This is a genomic window from Streptomyces sp. NPDC043854, from assembly GCF_056436005.1.
In genome coordinates this window covers 1-14,926 of sequence record NZ_JBWKDK010000073.1, presented here as the reverse complement: position 1 = coordinate 14,926, position 14,926 = coordinate 1, and the positions used below count along the sequence as shown (strand labels likewise).

The 14,926-nt window shown below is 75.9% G+C and carries 13 protein-coding genes; 8 read left to right on the top strand and 5 right to left on the bottom strand.

Going from position 1 to position 14,926, the window contains the following annotated elements; translation table 11 throughout:
* Window positions 1–450 precede the first annotated feature (450 nt).
* The 5 genes from AC068A_RS34335 to AC068A_RS34315 all read left to right on the top strand — a co-directional run bounded on the left by AC068A_RS34335 (window position 451) and on the right by AC068A_RS34315 (window position 4,815).
* Window positions 451–1,914 (top strand): amino acid permease, encoded by a 1,464-nt coding sequence (locus tag AC068A_RS34335; RefSeq protein WP_478590206.1) that lies wholly within the window; start codon window positions 451–453, stop codon window positions 1,912–1,914.
* A 194-nt stretch (window positions 1,915–2,108) separates the two neighbouring features.
* Window positions 2,109–2,360: an EF-hand domain-containing protein gene (locus tag AC068A_RS34330; protein ID WP_478590205.1), complete on the top strand. Its 252-nt coding sequence runs from the start codon at window positions 2,109–2,111 to the stop codon at window positions 2,358–2,360.
* Between the two features lie 171 nt (window positions 2,361–2,531).
* A complete protein-coding gene (locus tag AC068A_RS34325) occupies window positions 2,532–3,167 on the top strand; it encodes a metal ABC transporter ATP-binding protein (protein WP_478590204.1) in 636 nt (211 codons plus the stop codon).
* Window positions 3,164–4,030, top strand: coding sequence for a metal ABC transporter permease (locus AC068A_RS34320; protein WP_478590203.1), 867 nt, complete (start codon window positions 3,164–3,166; stop codon window positions 4,028–4,030). The genes AC068A_RS34325 and AC068A_RS34320 overlap by 4 nt, the downstream gene beginning before the upstream one ends.
* On the top strand, window positions 3,988–4,815 hold the full coding sequence (locus AC068A_RS34315; protein ID WP_478590202.1) for a metal ABC transporter solute-binding protein, Zn/Mn family: 828 nt from the start codon (window positions 3,988–3,990) through the stop codon (window positions 4,813–4,815). The genes AC068A_RS34320 and AC068A_RS34315 overlap by 43 nt, the downstream gene beginning before the upstream one ends.
* Window positions 4,816–4,871: 56 nt before the next feature.
* Here the strand turns inward: AC068A_RS34315 and AC068A_RS34310 are convergent, their stop codons facing one another.
* The 3 genes from AC068A_RS34310 to AC068A_RS34300 are packed head-to-tail and all read right to left on the bottom strand — an operon-like array spanning window position 4,872 to window position 9,195.
* Entirely contained in the window at window positions 4,872–5,636 is a 765-nt protein-coding gene (locus AC068A_RS34310; RefSeq protein WP_478590201.1) for a DJ-1/PfpI family protein, read from the bottom strand.
* Window positions 5,633–7,333: a class I adenylate-forming enzyme family protein gene (locus AC068A_RS34305; protein WP_478590200.1), complete on the bottom strand. Its 1,701-nt coding sequence runs from the start codon at window positions 7,331–7,333 to the stop codon at window positions 5,633–5,635. Before AC068A_RS34305 ends, AC068A_RS34310 begins: the two co-directional genes overlap by 4 nt.
* Window positions 7,330–9,195, bottom strand: a complete 1,866-nt coding sequence (locus tag AC068A_RS34300; RefSeq protein ID WP_478590199.1) for a CoA transferase — start codon at window positions 9,193–9,195, stop codon at window positions 7,330–7,332. Before AC068A_RS34300 ends, AC068A_RS34305 begins: the two co-directional genes overlap by 4 nt.
* Before the next feature lie 145 nt (window positions 9,196–9,340).
* Between AC068A_RS34300 and AC068A_RS34295 the strand changes: the two genes are divergently transcribed.
* A complete protein-coding gene (locus AC068A_RS34295) occupies window positions 9,341–10,549 on the top strand; it encodes an acyl-CoA dehydrogenase family protein (protein ID WP_478590198.1) in 1,209 nt (402 codons plus the stop codon).
* A 13-nt stretch (window positions 10,550–10,562) separates the two neighbouring features.
* Here AC068A_RS34295 and AC068A_RS34290 read toward each other — a convergent pair whose 3' ends face one another.
* Both AC068A_RS34290 and AC068A_RS34285 read right to left on the bottom strand, forming a co-directional pair.
* Complete coding sequence (locus AC068A_RS34290; RefSeq protein ID WP_478590197.1) at window positions 10,563–11,801, bottom strand: sugar ABC transporter permease; 1,239 nt, start codon at window positions 11,799–11,801, stop codon at window positions 10,563–10,565.
* Window positions 11,798–13,015, bottom strand: coding sequence for an MFS transporter (locus AC068A_RS34285; RefSeq protein ID WP_478590196.1), 1,218 nt, complete (start codon window positions 13,013–13,015; stop codon window positions 11,798–11,800). Before AC068A_RS34285 ends, AC068A_RS34290 begins: the two co-directional genes overlap by 4 nt.
* A gap of 195 nt (window positions 13,016–13,210) precedes the next feature.
* Between AC068A_RS34285 and AC068A_RS34280 the strand changes: the two genes are divergently transcribed.
* Both AC068A_RS34280 and AC068A_RS34275 read left to right on the top strand, forming a co-directional pair.
* A complete protein-coding gene (locus AC068A_RS34280; RefSeq protein ID WP_478590195.1) occupies window positions 13,211–14,011 on the top strand; it encodes a hypothetical protein in 801 nt (266 codons plus the stop codon).
* 138 nt (window positions 14,012–14,149) lie between these two features.
* Window positions 14,150–14,800: a sigma-70 family RNA polymerase sigma factor gene (locus tag AC068A_RS34275; protein ID WP_478590194.1), complete on the top strand. Its 651-nt coding sequence runs from the start codon at window positions 14,150–14,152 to the stop codon at window positions 14,798–14,800.
* Window positions 14,801–14,926 lie beyond the last annotated feature (126 nt).

The following is a 14,926-nucleotide window of genomic DNA, read 5'->3' as shown; positions in this document are numbered from 1 at the left end:
GCGCCCCGCGGGCCGGCCACCGGACAGCGGAGAGCCGAGGAGCAGCCGAGGCCCCGCCAAGGCCTCCGAGGAGAGGGGGCCGGGCGGGAGTAGTCACTCTGCGTGCCCACCGCGCGATACGGGCGCACCCGGGGTGGCACGCATTGCCTCGTTGGCAATCGGCGTTCGCTCAGCGGAGGCTCAGATCCGGATAACGATCGAGTCACCGAGAGTGGGGCTTTCGGCCTGGTCACAGGCGAATGACCGTTATGCCGGTGATGTACGCCACGGTTCCGCGCGGCCGACCGTGGTACATCTTCACGACCGCCTGCCGGACTCCACCCTCGTCCGTGCAGGGGCGCTGGAGCCGGCCACCGCCGGCAGCAACTCCATCAGCATCCGGGGGATCGGAACCCGATTCGCAGCCGAGCGCGGCGCGGATCGGCATGGAGCGGAAAGGCGCACCACAGCATGACCTCGACGCAGGTCGAACAGCACAACGGCGACAGCACGGCCGCGGGCAGCACGCCCGAGGAGGGCTACGAGCGCGGGCTCGGCAGCCGCCAGGTCCAGATGATCGCGATCGGCGGCGCCATCGGCGTCGGCCTCTTCCTGGGCGCGGGCGCGAACATCGCGAAGGCCGGGCCCAGCCTCATCCTGATGTACGCCCTCGCCGGCGTGATCGTCTTCTTCATCATGCGGGCACTCGGCGAGCTGCTCCTGTACCGGCCCGTCTCGGGTTCCTTCGCGGAGTACGCCCGCGAGTTCCTCGGTCCGTTCTTCGGTTTCGTGACCGGTTGGACGTACTGGCTCATGTGGGTGGTCACCGGCATGGCCGAGCTGACCGCCGCGGCGATCTACATGCACTACTGGTTCCCGGCGATCCCCCAGTGGGTGACGGCCCTGGTGTTCCTGGTGGTCCTGTACGTCGCCAACCTCATCTCGGTGAAGATCTTCGGCGAGATCGAGTTCTGGTTCTCGATGGTCAAGGTCACCGCCCTCATCGGCATGATCGTGATCGGTATCGGTGTCGTGACCTTCGGGTTCAGCGCCGCCGGTGACACCGCCGCCGTGTCGAACCTCTGGGCCTTCGACGGCATCTTCCCCAAGGGCATCGGCTCCAGCCTGATGACCCTCCAGGGCGTCATGTTCGCGTACCTGGCCGTCGAGCTCGTCGGCGTCACCGCGGGCGAGTCCGAGAACCCGGAGAAGACCCTCCCCAAGGCCATCAACACCCTGCCGTGGCGCATCATCGTCTTCTACGTCGGTGCCCTCAGCGTGATCCTGATGGTCGTCAAGTGGACCGAGTTCGAGCCTGGCGTCAGCCCCTTCGTGGCGGCCTTCGCCAAGATCGGCATCCCGGCCGGTGCGGCCATCGTCAACTTCGTGGTGCTCACCGCGGCCCTGTCGTCCTGCAACTCCGGCATGTACTCCACCGGCCGCATGCTGCGCGACCTGGCCGCCAACGCCGAGGCCCCCAAGCTGCTCGGCAAGCTGAGCTCCACCAAGACCCCGGCGATCGCCATCACCCTCTCCGCCGCCCTCATGGGCATCGGCGTGGTCCTCAACTACGTCGTTCCGGAGAAGGCCTTCGGGTACGTCATGTCGGTCGCGACCGCGGCCGGTATCTGGACCTGGCTGATGATCCTGATCAGCCACATCCTCTACCGGCGCGCCGTGGTCGCCGGCAAGCTGCCCGCCTCCTCCTTCCCGGCCCCCGGCGGCACGGTGTGCAGCTGGATCGCCGTCGCGTTCCTGCTGCTGGTCACCGTGATGATCGCCATCGACCCCGACAGCCGTGTCTCCCTGTACGTGGGTGCCGGCTGGGCGGTCTGCCTGGCGATCGGCTGGGCGGTGCTGAAGTCCCGCAACCCGCAGATCGCGGCGCGTGCCGCGGCCGGCGAGAAGGCCCCGGAGTCCGCGGGCCGGTCCTGATCAACGCCTGAGCGGGTCCTCCCCCGCCCGCTCCCCACACGGGGGCGTACCTGCCGGATCGGCGGGTACGCCCCCTTCGGCGTGCGCGCCGCCGGGGCGGGGCGCAACCTGGCGTTCCGCCCCTGCGTCCCCCTGCACAGGACGCGCCGGCCGACCCGACGACGCGTACAGCCCCACGAAAGCAGGACATGGTGATGAGCGAAAAGGCTCGCAAGCTCTTCGACGCGCTCGATCTCGACCAGGACGGCACCCTGACGCGTGCCGAGGTCATCGAGGCCCTCCGGGCCAAGGGCCCGACCCTCGCCGCACAGGGAGTGATCCCCTTCTGGGGGGTGGGCGACGACGCCGATTCCTCCGCCCTCTTCGACGCGGCCGACCAGAACGGCGACCGTGTCCTGACCTTCGAGGAGTTCTCCGCCGTGGTGGACCGCCGCTTCGGCTGGTGAGCAACCCCGCGCGCTGGGCAACCCTGCGCGCTGGGCAACGCCGCGCGCCGCCGCTGACCGGATCCCGCCCGATCCCGCGGGAACCCGGCGCCCCCGCCGGCCGACTACTGGCAGGCAGGAGCCGTCCGCTCCGGTCCCGCTCCTGCACGTACCGCGGCAGGGAGGCAGGCAATGGGTGGACTGGACGTACGGATACGCGGGGTCAGCTGCCGGCACGGCAGGGTCGACGCCGTCGTCGGCGCCGAGCTCGAGATCGCGGCCGGCGAGCGGGTGGCGCTGACCGGGACGAACGGTTCCGGGAAGACCACGCTGCTGCGCGCCGTCCTCGGGCTGCACCGGCCCGCCGCCGGCACCGTCCTGGTCGGCGGCCGCGATGCCCGGACCCCCGCCGAGTGGGCCTGGCGGCGCCGGGCCTGCGCCTGGATCCCGCAGAAGCCGGCGGCCGGCCGCTTCCCCCTGCTCGGCCGCGAACTGCTCGCGGCCGGCACCTCCCCGCCCGAGGCCGCCGAGGCGGCACAGCGCCTGGGCGTGGCCGCTGTGGCGGACCGGCCGCTGCACACCCTCTCCGGGGGCCAGCTCCAGCGCATCCACCTCGCCCGGGCCGTCGGCTGCGTCGCCGCGGGGGCCGGGGTGCTGCTCGCTGACGAGCCCACCGCCGCCCTCGACTTCGCCGGCCAGGCGGAGGCCGCCGACGTACTCGCCGCGCTGCCCGTCACGGTGGTCGTGGTGACCCACGACCGGGCGCTGGCCGAGCGCTGCGACCGGGTCCTGGAGATGGCCGCCGGGCGGCTGCGGGAGGTCCGGTGAGCCTCGCCACCGCCGATGTCGGCGCCCTGCTCCAGCTGGTGCCCGTACAGCGCGCCGGCCTGGCGCTGCTGCTCGCGGCGATCGGGCTGCCGGTGGTCGGGGTCGTCATCGTCGGGCTCGACATCATGCCGGTCCGGTTCGCGATGATGCACGTGGCCCTGCTGGGCATCGCCGCCGGCCTGCTCACCGGGCTCGACCCGATGCTGTGCGCCCTGGTCGCCTGCGCCCTCTCGGGTGCCGGGGTGGCACCGCTGGCCCGCACGCCGGCCGGGCTGTCCGGGGCGATGGGGCTGCTGATGAGCCTCGCCATCGCCGCCGCCCTGCTGCTGCTCGCCGTGTCCGGGGTGAACGCCTCCGGGGCGTTCGCGCTGCTGTGGGGCTCGATCCTGTCCGTGGGCACCGCCGACCTCGTGGTCCTCGGGGTGCTCGCTGCCGCCGTCCCCGCCCTGTTCCTGTGGCGCCGCCGGGACGTGGCCCTGCTGCTGTACGACCGGGAGCTGGCCCAGTGCTGCGGGGTGCCGGTACGGCTGCTGACCACGGCCCTGCTGGTGCTGGTCGCGGTCTCCGTCGCCGGCGCGCTCAAGCTGACCGGCGCGCTGCTGGTCGACGCGCTCACCCTGCTCCCCGCGCTCGCCGCGCGGCGCCTCGGCACCTCGCTGAAGTCGATCACCCTGTGGGCGGTCGGCATCGGAGTCGCCGTCAACCTGGCGGGATTCCTCCTCGCCCTCTGGCTGGACTGGCCTCCCGGTCCGGTCCTCGTCCTGACGGCGGGGGCGGTCGTCCTCGCCGTCCACCTCGTACCCGAACGGAGAAACACCACATGGCGCGCACCCGCGTCCGTACCGCCTCTCTCGCCGCACTGAGCGCGGCCCTGCTCCTCACCGCCGGCTGCGCGGATTCCGACGGCGCGGCGGCCGGGCCGTCCGCCGCGGCCCCGGCCGGAGCCGCGTCCGGGGAGCGGAAGGCGAAGCCGGTGGTGGTCGTGACGACCACCTGGGAGGGGGCCTTCGCCAAGGCCGCAGGCGCCGAGAACGTGAAGGTCATCGTGCCGCAGTCGGTGCACCACGCCCCGGACTACGACCCGAAGCCGTCCGACCTCGCCGCCGTGGCCCAGGCCGACTTCGTGCTGTACGCCCCCTTCGAGCCGTACGCGGCCAAGATCAAGGAGGCGGCCGGCTCGCGGGCGAAGCTGGTGGAGGTGAACCTCGACAACGACGCCGACAAGGTCGGCGCCGAAGTGGCCCGGCTCGGCGCGCTGTTCGGCACCGAGTCCGCCGCCGCGCAGTGGAAGTCCGGCTTCGACGGCGAGTACGCCCGGCTGTCCGGCGAGTTGAAGGCCGCCTGGCCGGGCGGCACCAGCCCGACCGCGGTCTCCCAGGTCTTCACCACCTGGGCGGCGAAGCTCGCCGGTGCGACGACGGTCGGCGGCTTCGGTCCGGAGCCCGTGACTCCCGCGCAGCTGGCCGAACTGTCCGGCAAGAAGCCCGCGCTGGTCGTCGACAACGCCCACATGTCGACGGGCACGGTGCTGCCCGACACGGGCGCCCGGCAGGTGAAGATCGTCAACTATCCCGGGGCGGACCTCGACCTGCTGCCGGTCTACCGCAACGCGGCCGCCGAGCTGAAGAAGGCCATGGGCGGCTCCTGACCGGTTCCGGACGCCCCAGGGGCGGGAGGACGCCTCGCGCCCTCCCGCCCCGCGCGCTACTGCCGGGGCGGCGCGGCCGGCGTCCACACCGTGCCGCGGGCCTCGTACTCGAGCATGGCCTCCACCGAGGTCGCCGTTTCGGCGCCGAGTTCGCGGCGTACGAGCCAGAGGGCGAGCTCCAGGCCCGAGGTGATGCCGCCGGCGGTGACCAGGTCGCCGTCGTCCACGACCCGCGCGGTCTTCAGCACGCCGCCCTGCTCCGCCAGGTCGGGCCGCGCCCGGTGGTGGGTGGTGCAGGGCCGCCCGCGGGTCAGCCCGGCGGCGGACAGCAGCATGACGCCGGTGCACACCGCGGCGACGGTCAGCCCGGGCCGCGCCGCCGCGGCGAGGGCCCGCGGGAGCGTGCCCCGGCGGATCTCGGCCCACACGCCGGGGTCCTCGCGCCGTGCGTATCCCCCGCCCGGTACGACGAGTACGTCGGCCTCGTGCGGGGCCCAGCGATGGGGGACCTGGACGGTCGTCCCGTAGGCGGCGCGCACCGCGCCCGGGGCGGAGACGGTGGTGTAGCGGACGTCGATCACGCGGTTCGTGAAGAACCGGGCGGCTGAGAAGACCTCGTACGGTGCGGCGAAGTCGAGTTCCTCCACTCCGTCGAACATGACGAGGTGCACGCGCAGGGGTTTCCCGTCCGCTGCGGCGGGCCGCCCGGAAGCGGCGGTGGCGGTGGTGGCCGCGGTGGCGGTGGCCGTTCCGGCGAGGCCCGTGACCGCCGCGGTGGTGCCGAGGGCGGTGGAGGAGCGGAGCAGGTCCCGTCGGTTCATCGTGTTCTCCCGTCGTCGTGGTGCGCCCGGTGCGGTCCGGGTACGGGCGCCGGGGTCGCGGTCAGACGCGCGCGGAGCGCGGCGCGGTCGGGCTTGCCGGCCGGGGTCAGCGGCAGCTCGGGTACGAGGAGGAGGCGCTCGGGGTGTTTGCGCCGGTCGACGCCGCGGCCGGTGAGGTGGGTGCCGAGGGCCTCCAGGGTGGGGGCGCGGTCGGCGCGCGGGACCACGCAGGCCGCCAGGCGCTCGCCCATCAGGGCGTCCGGGACGCCGACGCACACCACGTCGCGGACCTCGGGGTGCGAGGTGAGTTCCCGCTCGACCTCGGCCGGGCTGATGTTGGCGCCGCCGCGGATGACGACGTCCTTGAGGCGGCCGACCACGTGCAGGACTCCCCCGTCGTCGAGGAAGCCGAGGTCGCCGGTGCGGACCCAGCCGTCCGGGGTGCGGTAGCGGGCGTCGAGTTCGGGGGCGCCGACGTAGCAGAGGGGGGTCATGGGCCCGCGTGCGGTGATCTCCCCGACCCGGCCCGCCGGAAGGGGGTCGCAGGTGTCCGGGTCGGTGATGCGGATCTCGGCGACCCGGGGGTCGGGGCGGCCGGCGACGACGCCGTGGGAGTCGGTCGGCGGGGTCCGGTGGTGCAGTCCCGTGTGGCAGTTGACGCCGTCGGCCGATCCGTAGAGGTTGACCACCGGGCAGCCGAAGGCCTCTGCGGCGGCTGCCGCGGTCGTCTCGTCCAGCGGTGCCCCGCCGAGGACCAGGGCGGTGGGCGCGGGCGGCTTCTCGCCGGTCTCGCCGAGCCGGTCGAGCATCATGCGCACCATGGTGGGCACGCCGAGGACATGCGTGGGCCGGTGGTCCCGGATCGCGGCGAGGGCGGCGTCGGCGGTGAAGTGGTCGAGGAGGACGAGGGTGCCGCCGTGCCGGGCGAGGGTGACGGCGGTGCCGTTGGAGCCGAAGGCGGTGGACAGGGGCACCAGGAACAGGCAGCGCGGCGGCCTGCCGTCGGGGATGAGCGAGGCGAGGAAGTTGCCGCGGCCGCCGGCCAGCGCGTTGTGCGAGTAGGCGACCATCTTGGGCTCGGCTTCGGAGCCGGAGGAGACGAGGATCCGGGCGGCGCTGTCGGGGTCGGGCCGGGCGGGGGTGAATCCGGCCGGGTCGGACCGGGTCAGCCTGGCGAGCGGAATCGTTCCTTCGGGGGCGTTGCCCGGCCCGGCGGCGATGACGTGGGCCAGCGCGGGCAGCTGGGATGACAGGGCCTGGAGGTCGGCGGCGTGGCGGCAGCCCCGGTACTCGACGGCCGCGATGACGGCGACGGCACCCGCCCGGCGCAGCAGGCCCGCGGCCTCCAGGGCGCCGCGGCCGGCCGGGAAGGGCAGCGCGACCGCGCCCAGCGCGGCGATCGCGAGGTCGGCGGTGACGGCGCCCCGCTGGTCGGGGAGTTGGACGCCGACCACGTCCCCCGGCCGGACGCCGAGGTCCCGGAGGCCGGCCGCCAGCGCCCGCGCCTTGCGGTCCAGGGCGGTGTAGCAGAGGGCGCCCTTGGCGTCGAGGACGGCGGTGCGGTGCGGGTCCGCGATCAAGCGGGCCCGGTAGAGGCTGTAGAGGTCGACGTCGGGGCAGGTCCCGTCGGCCGCCCACGAGCGGCGCAGCGCGGCGGGCAGCAGGTCGTGCAGTGCGGGCCGGGCGGCGGCGGTCATGCGAAGCTCCACGGGTCGGGAACGGCGGGGGCACCGTGCGCGTCACGACCGATCGAGCCGGCGAAACGCGGATCGTGGTGCAGTGCGGCGAGGTCGGTGGTGACCTCGGTGGCGGTCAGGCCGCGGGTACGCAGCCGGTGCAGCGCCTCGTCCGTGGGGAGTTCGCGGACGGCGTCGGCGGCGGCCGCGACCACGGCTGCGCAGTCGTCGCCCGGGGCGATCCAGCCGTCGGCCGTCGGCAGCGGACGGCGGAACCCGGCCGGCCGCCGGGGCTCCGCGCCGGCGGCGGCCCGGCGCAGCGCCGGGGCGGTGAGGAGGTCGGCCGCGCCCAGGAGGGAGGAGTCGACGCGTACGGCGCGGCCGGTGCGTTCGCGCAGCAGCAGTCCGGCGAGGACGGCCTCGGCGCCGGTCAGGCCGCCCAGGACGTCGAGCAGCGTCATGAGGGAGGGGGCGGGCGGTTCGCCGTCGGGGCGGACCGCCTCGCCGACCCCGGTGCGGGCCTGGACCATGAAGTCGGTGCCCATGGGGGCGTCCCCGATCCGGCCGGCCCAGCCGCTGGTGTACGCGTAGACCAGGGCGGGCTGTACGGCCGTCAGGTGCTCGGCGTCCAGGCCGAGTTCGCCGGCCTTGCCAGGGGCCCAGTTGTGCAGGAAGACGTCGGCGCCGGCCACCAGCTCGTACAGTCTGCACCGGTCGCCCGGCGCCTTGATGTCGATCTCGACGGCCTGCTTGCCGCGGTTGAGGGCGAGCCAGCGGGCGGAGGTCCCCGAGCAGGCGGGGGGCATGCCGCGCAGCGGGTCGCCGCCCGGGGGTTCGACGCGGATCACCTCGGCGCCGAGCAGGCCGAGCAGGTGCGCGGCGAGCGGGGCCTGGATGCGGCGGCCGGCCTCCACGACGGTGAGTCCGGCCAGCGGCCGGCCGGGGGACGGGGCCGGTCTGCGGCGCGCGGGGGTTCCGGGGGCCGCGGGTGGGGCGGCCAGCGGGTCCAGGCTCCAGGGGGCCGCGCCGTCGTGTTCCGCGGCCCGCTCGGCCAGCGTCCGCAGGACGCACACGTCGGCCCCGGCGTCGGCCGCGGCCTGCCGGATCCGCTCCAGGCGGTGGGACCGGGTGGTGCGGTGCAGGGCCTCCGGAAGGGGCGCGCAGGCCGTGGCATAGCGGAACTGGAAGGGGCGCCAGCCGGCCCGCAGGGCGTCGGCGGGGGCGTCCAGGGCGCGCCAGAACGCGGCCCATACCCCCGCGTCGAGGGTCTCCAGTTCGAACAGGGTCCCCTCGGCGGAGGCGAAGGGCGGTCCTCCGGGCGCGGCGGCGACGGCCTCGGCCTCGTCCGCCCCGGCGGCCGCGAGGTACTGGGAGACGGCGAGCAGCCCGGCGTGGTCGGCGCGGGTTTCGGCCCGGGCGGGGGCGCCGCCGCGGGCCTGCGCGAGCAGCCCGGCGAGGAGGCCCTGCACGGTGAGGATGCCGGTGGCGGTGGCGGCGTAGTCGGCCGCCAGGCCGCGCGGTGCGCCGTCGCGTCGGCCGTGGACGGCCATGATCCCGGTGGCCGCCTGGACGGTGGCCTCGTCGGAGATGCCCGACCCGGGGGCCGCCCAGACGGTGGCCGCCTCGGCCGGTGCGAAGCCCGCGCCGGTCAGCAGGGTGTGTCCGGTGGGCGCGGCGGCCGGCCGGGGCGAACCGCTCGGGGCAACCGGGCCGGCCGGGCCGGCCGGGGCGGTCAGACCGGTCGGGCCGGTCCGGCCTTCCGGCTCGGCACCGAGGAGCCGGAGCTGGCCGGCGACGACCTCCGTGATCTGCGGGAGCCCCGAGATGTCGAAGCGCAGGGTGTCGAGTGGCCGGACCGTCCTCGTGGTGACTGGTGACGCCATGCCTCTCCTCTCCGGGCGCGGTGGTGTGGTGCGCCCGAGGTCGTGTGGAACGCGGGAACCCGCCGGGGCTCGCACCCGACCAGTTCCACGGAAGAGTCAGTCGGACAGCCGTTCCCACGGGTTCCCGGCGAACTGGAGGAAAACCGTGCCCAGTCGAGACCGTTCAGCGCCCGTACGGGGCCAGGAGGCCCCGGATGCCGGGCCGTTGCGGGAGCGCGTCGAGGAGTTCGTACGGAGCCGGGTGCTGCCGGAGGAGGCCGTACTGGACGCGGGCGGTCCCGGGGCGGGGGCGGCCCTGGCCCGGCTGCGGCGGGCCGCCCGGGACGCCGGGCTGTGGGCGCTGCCGCTGCCGGCCGAACTCGGCGGCGGCGGCCTGACGTTGGCCCAGTACGCCGAGCCGGCCGAGGCCGAGGGCGCGAGCGACCACGGGCCGGCGGTCCTGGGCTCCGCCCCGCTGCTGGACGTCCGGATGCTCGCGCGGTACGGGGACCCCGTCGTCCGGGAGCGGTACCTGGAGCGGATCGTGGCCGGGGAGCTGCGTGCCTGCTACGCGATGACCGAACCGGACGTGCCGGGCACCGACCCGTTCCTGACCGGGACGCGGGCCCGGCAGCAGGCGGACGGCAGTTGGTGCGTCACCGGCCGCAAGTGGTTCACCTCCGGGGCCGCGGACGCGGACCTGGTCACCGTGCTCGCCCGCACCGACGGCGGCGACGGGGACCGCGAGGGCCTGTCGCTGCTGCTCGTTCCCACCGCCTCGCCCGGTTTCCGTGTCGTACGCGAACTGCCGGTGCTGGGCGCGGCCGGCCAGTGGGAGATCGAGCTCGACCGTGTCGTCGTGCCCGGCCACCACCTGCTGGGCGAGCGCGGCCAGGCCCTCGCCATCGCCGGCGAACGGCTCCGGCTCGGGCGGACGCTGCGCTGCCTGCGGTGGCTCGGCCAGGCACGGCGCGCCTTCGACCTGATGTGCGGGCGGGCCGTCGCCCGGACCGGGTCCCGCGGCCCCCTCGCCGGACACCAGCTCGTCCAGCAGCACGTCTTCGACGCCCTGCTGGCCCTGCGCACCACGCGTCCCCTCGTGTACGAGGCGGTCGCCCTGCTCGACGCCGGGCAGGACGCGCACACCGAGGTGGGCCTCGCCAAGGTCGCGGCGGCCCGGATGCTCCAGCAGGTGGCCGATGCCGCCATCCAGGTCCACGGCGCCGCCGGACTCGGGCCGGACACCCCGCTGCCCGGCCTGTTCCGCGCGGGGCGGGCGGCCCGGATCCTGGACGGCCCGGACGAGTTGCACGTCACGTCGGTGGCGCGGCGCGTCCTGCGCGAGTACGAACAGCGCGCCACCGCGTCCCGGTGAGGCCGGGGGCCGCTCATGCCTCGGCGGCGGCGGCCAGGCCGGTGAGGGCGGACAGGCCGAGGGCCAGGAAGAAGTCGCCCCAGATCAGCTCGTGCCGCACGGCCGTGCCCTCCCGCGCGTCGTAGCAGCCGTCGAGCAGCATGCCGGCGGGGCGGGCGCCGCCTGCGCCGGACAGGTGGGCGTCGGCCAGGTGCCGCAGGATGCCGGCGGCCCGGTCCCGCAGTTGTTCGGCGCGCCGGGCGTCGGTGCGGGCCAGTTTCAGCAGGGCCACGGCGTTGACGGCCGCCGCGGAGGTGTCGCACGGCCCGCCGGGCTGCGCGGTGTCGGCGGGCGGTACGGGCGGGCCGTCGAGGACGCCGTACGCGGTGAGCAGATCCCCGGCCGCCACGCGGAGCCGGTCCGGCCGCCAGGCGGACGACGCGGGGTGCAGCAGGGCGTCGGCGACGGCCAGCAGCAGCCAGGCGCGGCCGCGGCTCCATCCCGGCGGGGGCTCCGCGCACGGCCGCCATCCCGCCCCGGGCGTGAACCGCCAAGCCGGGTACGCGCGCCCGGGACCCTCGGCCCCGGCCTCGGGCCCGGCGAGGCACAGGTCCAGGTGCCGGTGGAGGTGGTCTCCGGCCGCCCGCACCCCCTCCGGGCCCGCGGCGGCGAGCAGTTGCACCGTGCCGGGGACCCCGTCGGCGCGGGCCCGCAGCCGGTCCCCGCCCAGGGCGGAGCCCCACGGCACCAGGCCGAGGCCGGGGTCCGCGGCCGCGAGGCAGGCGCGGGCTCCGCGCCGGAGCAGCGCGGCCGCCTCCCGGTCCCCGGCGGCGAGCGCGGTCCCGTACCAGAGGATGAGGTCGCGGGTGGCCGTGTCGGCGTCCGCCCACGGCGCCAGGCGCCGGGTGCACTCCGCGGCCGCGCTCCGGTCCTCGCCGCAGCCGGTCCACCGGGCCCGCAGCCACAGCAGCCCGGCCCAGAAGCCGCCCGTCCAGGAGCCGCGCGCGGTGGTGGTCCAGCGGCCGGTGGCCGGGTCGGCGAAGAGGGGGAAGCGCTCCCCGGCCTCGGCCCGGGTGACGGACGCCCTGGTCAGTACGGACGCCAGGGCGTCCCGCGCCCATTCCGGGCCGCCGGTCAGGCCGGAGCCCCGGTGACCACCCGTCGGGCCGGAGCCCGTGCGGCCGCCCGTCGGGCCCGAGTCCCGGTGACCATCCGTCAGGCCCGGGCCCGGGTGTCCGCCCGTCAGGCCCGGGCGCCGGCCGACGCCGGTCATGCGCCGGCCCCGGTGGCGCGCCGCCGGTCGCGTACGGCCCAGGCGAGCGCCACGCCGGCGGCCGCCGCGAACTCCGCCGCCACCAGCAGCCAGCCCGTGCCGTACCGGCCGGCCTCCGCGAGCAGGCCGAACAGCGGCGGCCCGACGGCGAATCCGGCGAAGAAGCCGGCGGCGACGAGTGCCGAGTCCCGGCCCGCCCTCCCGGCGGCGGCCCGCTGCATCACCAGCACCATGGACACCGCGTTGCCCGAGACGGCGAACACGCCGACGGCGACGGCCGCCGCCCAGGCCAGCGGGGCGGCGTACACGGCGGCCGCCAGCAGGAGCGCGGCGCCGACGGCCCCGGCCGCGAGACCGCCGGGCAGCCATTCGGCGCGCCCGGGCCGTGCCGTCCGCGACCAGCCCACGCGCCCCGCGATCCCGGCCACGCCCAGGACGGCGACGAGCGCTCCGGCCGGGTTCGGCCCCATGCCGAGTTCCCGTACGCCGAACAGCGCGAGGTAGGTGTTGACCGAGGCTATGCCGGCGCCCAGCAGCAGGGAGAACACCGCGAGCCAGGCGACATGGCCGCGCGGTGGCGGCGGTGCCGCGGCGGCCCCCGCCGACGGGGGCCCGTCCGCGGGCAGGGACCGCGCGGCCCACAGCGCGACGAGGACCGCAGCCGCGGCGGCCGCCCAGACCGCACCGCGCCAGCCGATACCGCCGGCCAGCGCCGTGAGGGGCAGTCCGGCGGCGAAGGCGCCGAGCTGGACGCCGGACTGCTTCATGCCGGTCACCGCACCGCGCCGGGCGGGTGCGACGGCGGCGAGGACGGCCTTGTTCGTGGCGGGGTTCGCCAGGGCCTGCGGCAGCCCGCCCAGGGCGACCGCCGCCAGCAGCACACCGGGGCCGGGCGCTGCCGCGATCAGGGCGAGCGCGGCGGCGGTGACCAGCAGCAGGGCGACCAGGGCGCGCCGCGGGCCGATCCGGTCGACGAGGCGTCCGCTCACCGGTGACAGCACGGCCGCGGTGCCGAAGCCGACCGTCGTCGTCAGGCCCAGCAGGGTCGCGGAGACGTCCGACTCGTCCACCAGACGCGGCCCGAGGGCGCCCAGCAGGAACAGCTGGAGCATCGAGAACGCCATGGCGCAGGTGAGCAGAGCCGTCGGCGGGCGGCGCTCCGGAGGGTCGCCGGCCGCCTCCGTCGCCGCGCCCGGGGCAGGGGCCTGCTCCACGCCGTTCTCCCTTCGTACCGTCTGCACACCGTTTCAGCGGCCCGTGGCCGTGGGACAGAAGTCGGAAGCGGCAACTCGCAGGTTCCCGAGGGGACTTGTGGTGTACGACACAGCCGTGAGAACGGAATGGCAGCCGCCGGATTGTCCCCACCGACCTGTGCCCGCCGGATCCGGGAGTGCAAGGATGAGCCCGTTATGACCTCTGGCCGATGGTGTCGAGCAGTGCGGGCCGCGGTGTTCGCGGCCACCTGTGTGCTGCTCGCGGCCACCGGCCACACCCTCATGTCGGGCGCCGGTGTGCCGGGGTGGGCGCTGGCCGCGGCGTTCGCCACGACGGCGGGCACGGCATGGGCCCTGGCGGGCCGGGAGCGGCGCCTGTCCGCCGTGACGGCGGCCGCGGTCGCCGTCCAGGCGGTGCTGCACGGGCTGTTCTCGCTGGCGCAGGCGCCCGTCCCGGATCCGCCGCGCGCCGGCCGCGCGGCGGGCCATCCCCTGCATCCGCCGCTGCAGCACCCCACGGCGGCGGGCACGGGCCTCCCCGGCGGACACGGCACGCTCTGCGGACACGGGACGGCCGGGGCCACCGGTATGGACGGCCCGGCCGGCATGGACGCCATGGGCGGATCGGCCGGCATGGGCGGATCGGCCGGCATGGACGCGCTGGCCGGCATGGACGCGCTGGCCGGCATCGCCGGCCTGGCCGGACCCCACGCCATGGCCGGCATGTCGGCGAGCGGCATGCTCGCGGCCCACCTGCTGGCCGCCCTCCTGTGCGGCCTGTGGCTCGCGTACGGCGAGCAGGCCGCGTTCCGCATCCTGCGGGCGCTCGCCGGCTGGTTCCTCGCACCGCTGGGGCTGCTGCCCCGTCTGCCCGCCCACCCCCACCGGCCCCGCATCCGCTCGCGGCGGCCGCACCACAGCGCCGCACTCCGCCGGTTGCTGCTCGCCTATGCGTTCGGCACCCGGGGTCCGCCGTCCGGGATCGCTGTCGTCTGACAGCCGGCTCACCCGAGGGCGCGGGGCATTCCCCGCGCTTCGGGTCTCGGCCCTGCCGTCCGGCAGGGGCCGTACGACTCACCGGCCCGCCGATCGCGCCCCGGCCGGATCCCGACACCCTGTGAAGGACATGTGGCGATGACCCCTGCCCTCAGCCTGCCCACCGCTCCCGCCCGCACCAGGCGCCCCACGAACACCACACACCCGGCGCACACCGCCAGCACCGCGGGCACTGCGCGTACCGCATGTACCGAGGAACGGGTGACGCGGCTCGCGCTCGCCGCGCGGGGCGGCGACCCCCGCGCCGTGGACGGGTTCGTCCGGGCCCTGCACCGGGACGTGTGGCGCTACGTGGCGTACCTGAGCGCCGACCGGCAAGCCGCCGACGACCTCACACAGGAGACGTTCCTGCGCGCCCTCGGCAGCCTGCACCGGTTCGAGGGCCGCTCCTCCGCCCGCACCTGGCTGCTCTCCATCGCCCGGCGCACGGTTGCGGACAGCCTCCGGTACGCCGCCGCCCGGCCCAAGGTGTCCGACCGCGACGACTGGCAGGCCGCCGCGGAGCAGTGCCAGCCCCGCGGGGTGCCGGGCTTCGAGGACGGCATAGCGCTCGCCGAGCTCCTGGCGGCGATCCCGGGCGAGCGCCGGGAGGCGTTCGTCCTCACCCAGTTGCTGGGGCTGCCGTACGCCGATGCCGCGAAGGCCATCGGCTGCCCGGTCGGCACGGTCCGCTCCCGGGTGGCCCGGGCGCGGACCTCGCTGAACCAGCTGCTGGCGCTGTCGGCGTAGCCGGTCGGGGGGGGGGGGGGGGGGGGGGGGGGGAAACAACCCACACAGCCACCCAAAAAAAAAAAGCAAAAGACCCCCCCACCCACAACAGCAAAACAAAACAACGGCAGCCCCCCACCCCACCCC

Bases quoted from the DNA above. Each gene is read 5' to 3' on its own strand.
- AC068A_RS34335 (WP_478590206.1), top strand. From the start codon at position 451: ATGACCTCGACGCAGGTCGAACAGCACAACGGCGACAGCACGGCCGCG.
- AC068A_RS34330 (WP_478590205.1), top strand. From the start codon at position 2,109: ATGAGCGAAAAGGCTCGCAAGCTCTTCGACGCGCTCGATCTCGACCAG.
- AC068A_RS34325 (WP_478590204.1), top strand. From the start codon at position 2,532: ATGGGTGGACTGGACGTACGGATACGCGGGGTCAGCTGCCGGCACGGC.
- AC068A_RS34315 (WP_478590202.1), top strand. From the start codon at position 3,988: ATGGCGCGCACCCGCGTCCGTACCGCCTCTCTCGCCGCACTGAGCGCG.
- AC068A_RS34310 (WP_478590201.1), bottom strand. From the start codon at position 5,636: ATGAACCGACGGGACCTGCTCCGCTCCTCCACCGCCCTCGGCACCACC.
- AC068A_RS34305 (WP_478590200.1), bottom strand. From the start codon at position 7,333: ATGACCGCCGCCGCCCGGCCCGCACTGCACGACCTGCTGCCCGCCGCG.
- AC068A_RS34300 (WP_478590199.1), bottom strand. From the start codon at position 9,195: ATGGCGTCACCAGTCACCACGAGGACGGTCCGGCCACTCGACACCCTG.
- AC068A_RS34290 (WP_478590197.1), bottom strand. From the start codon at position 11,801: ATGACCGGCGTCGGCCGGCGCCCGGGCCTGACGGGCGGACACCCGGGC.
- AC068A_RS34280 (WP_478590195.1), top strand. From the start codon at position 13,211: ATGACCTCTGGCCGATGGTGTCGAGCAGTGCGGGCCGCGGTGTTCGCG.
- AC068A_RS34275 (WP_478590194.1), top strand. From the start codon at position 14,150: ATGACCCCTGCCCTCAGCCTGCCCACCGCTCCCGCCCGCACCAGGCGC.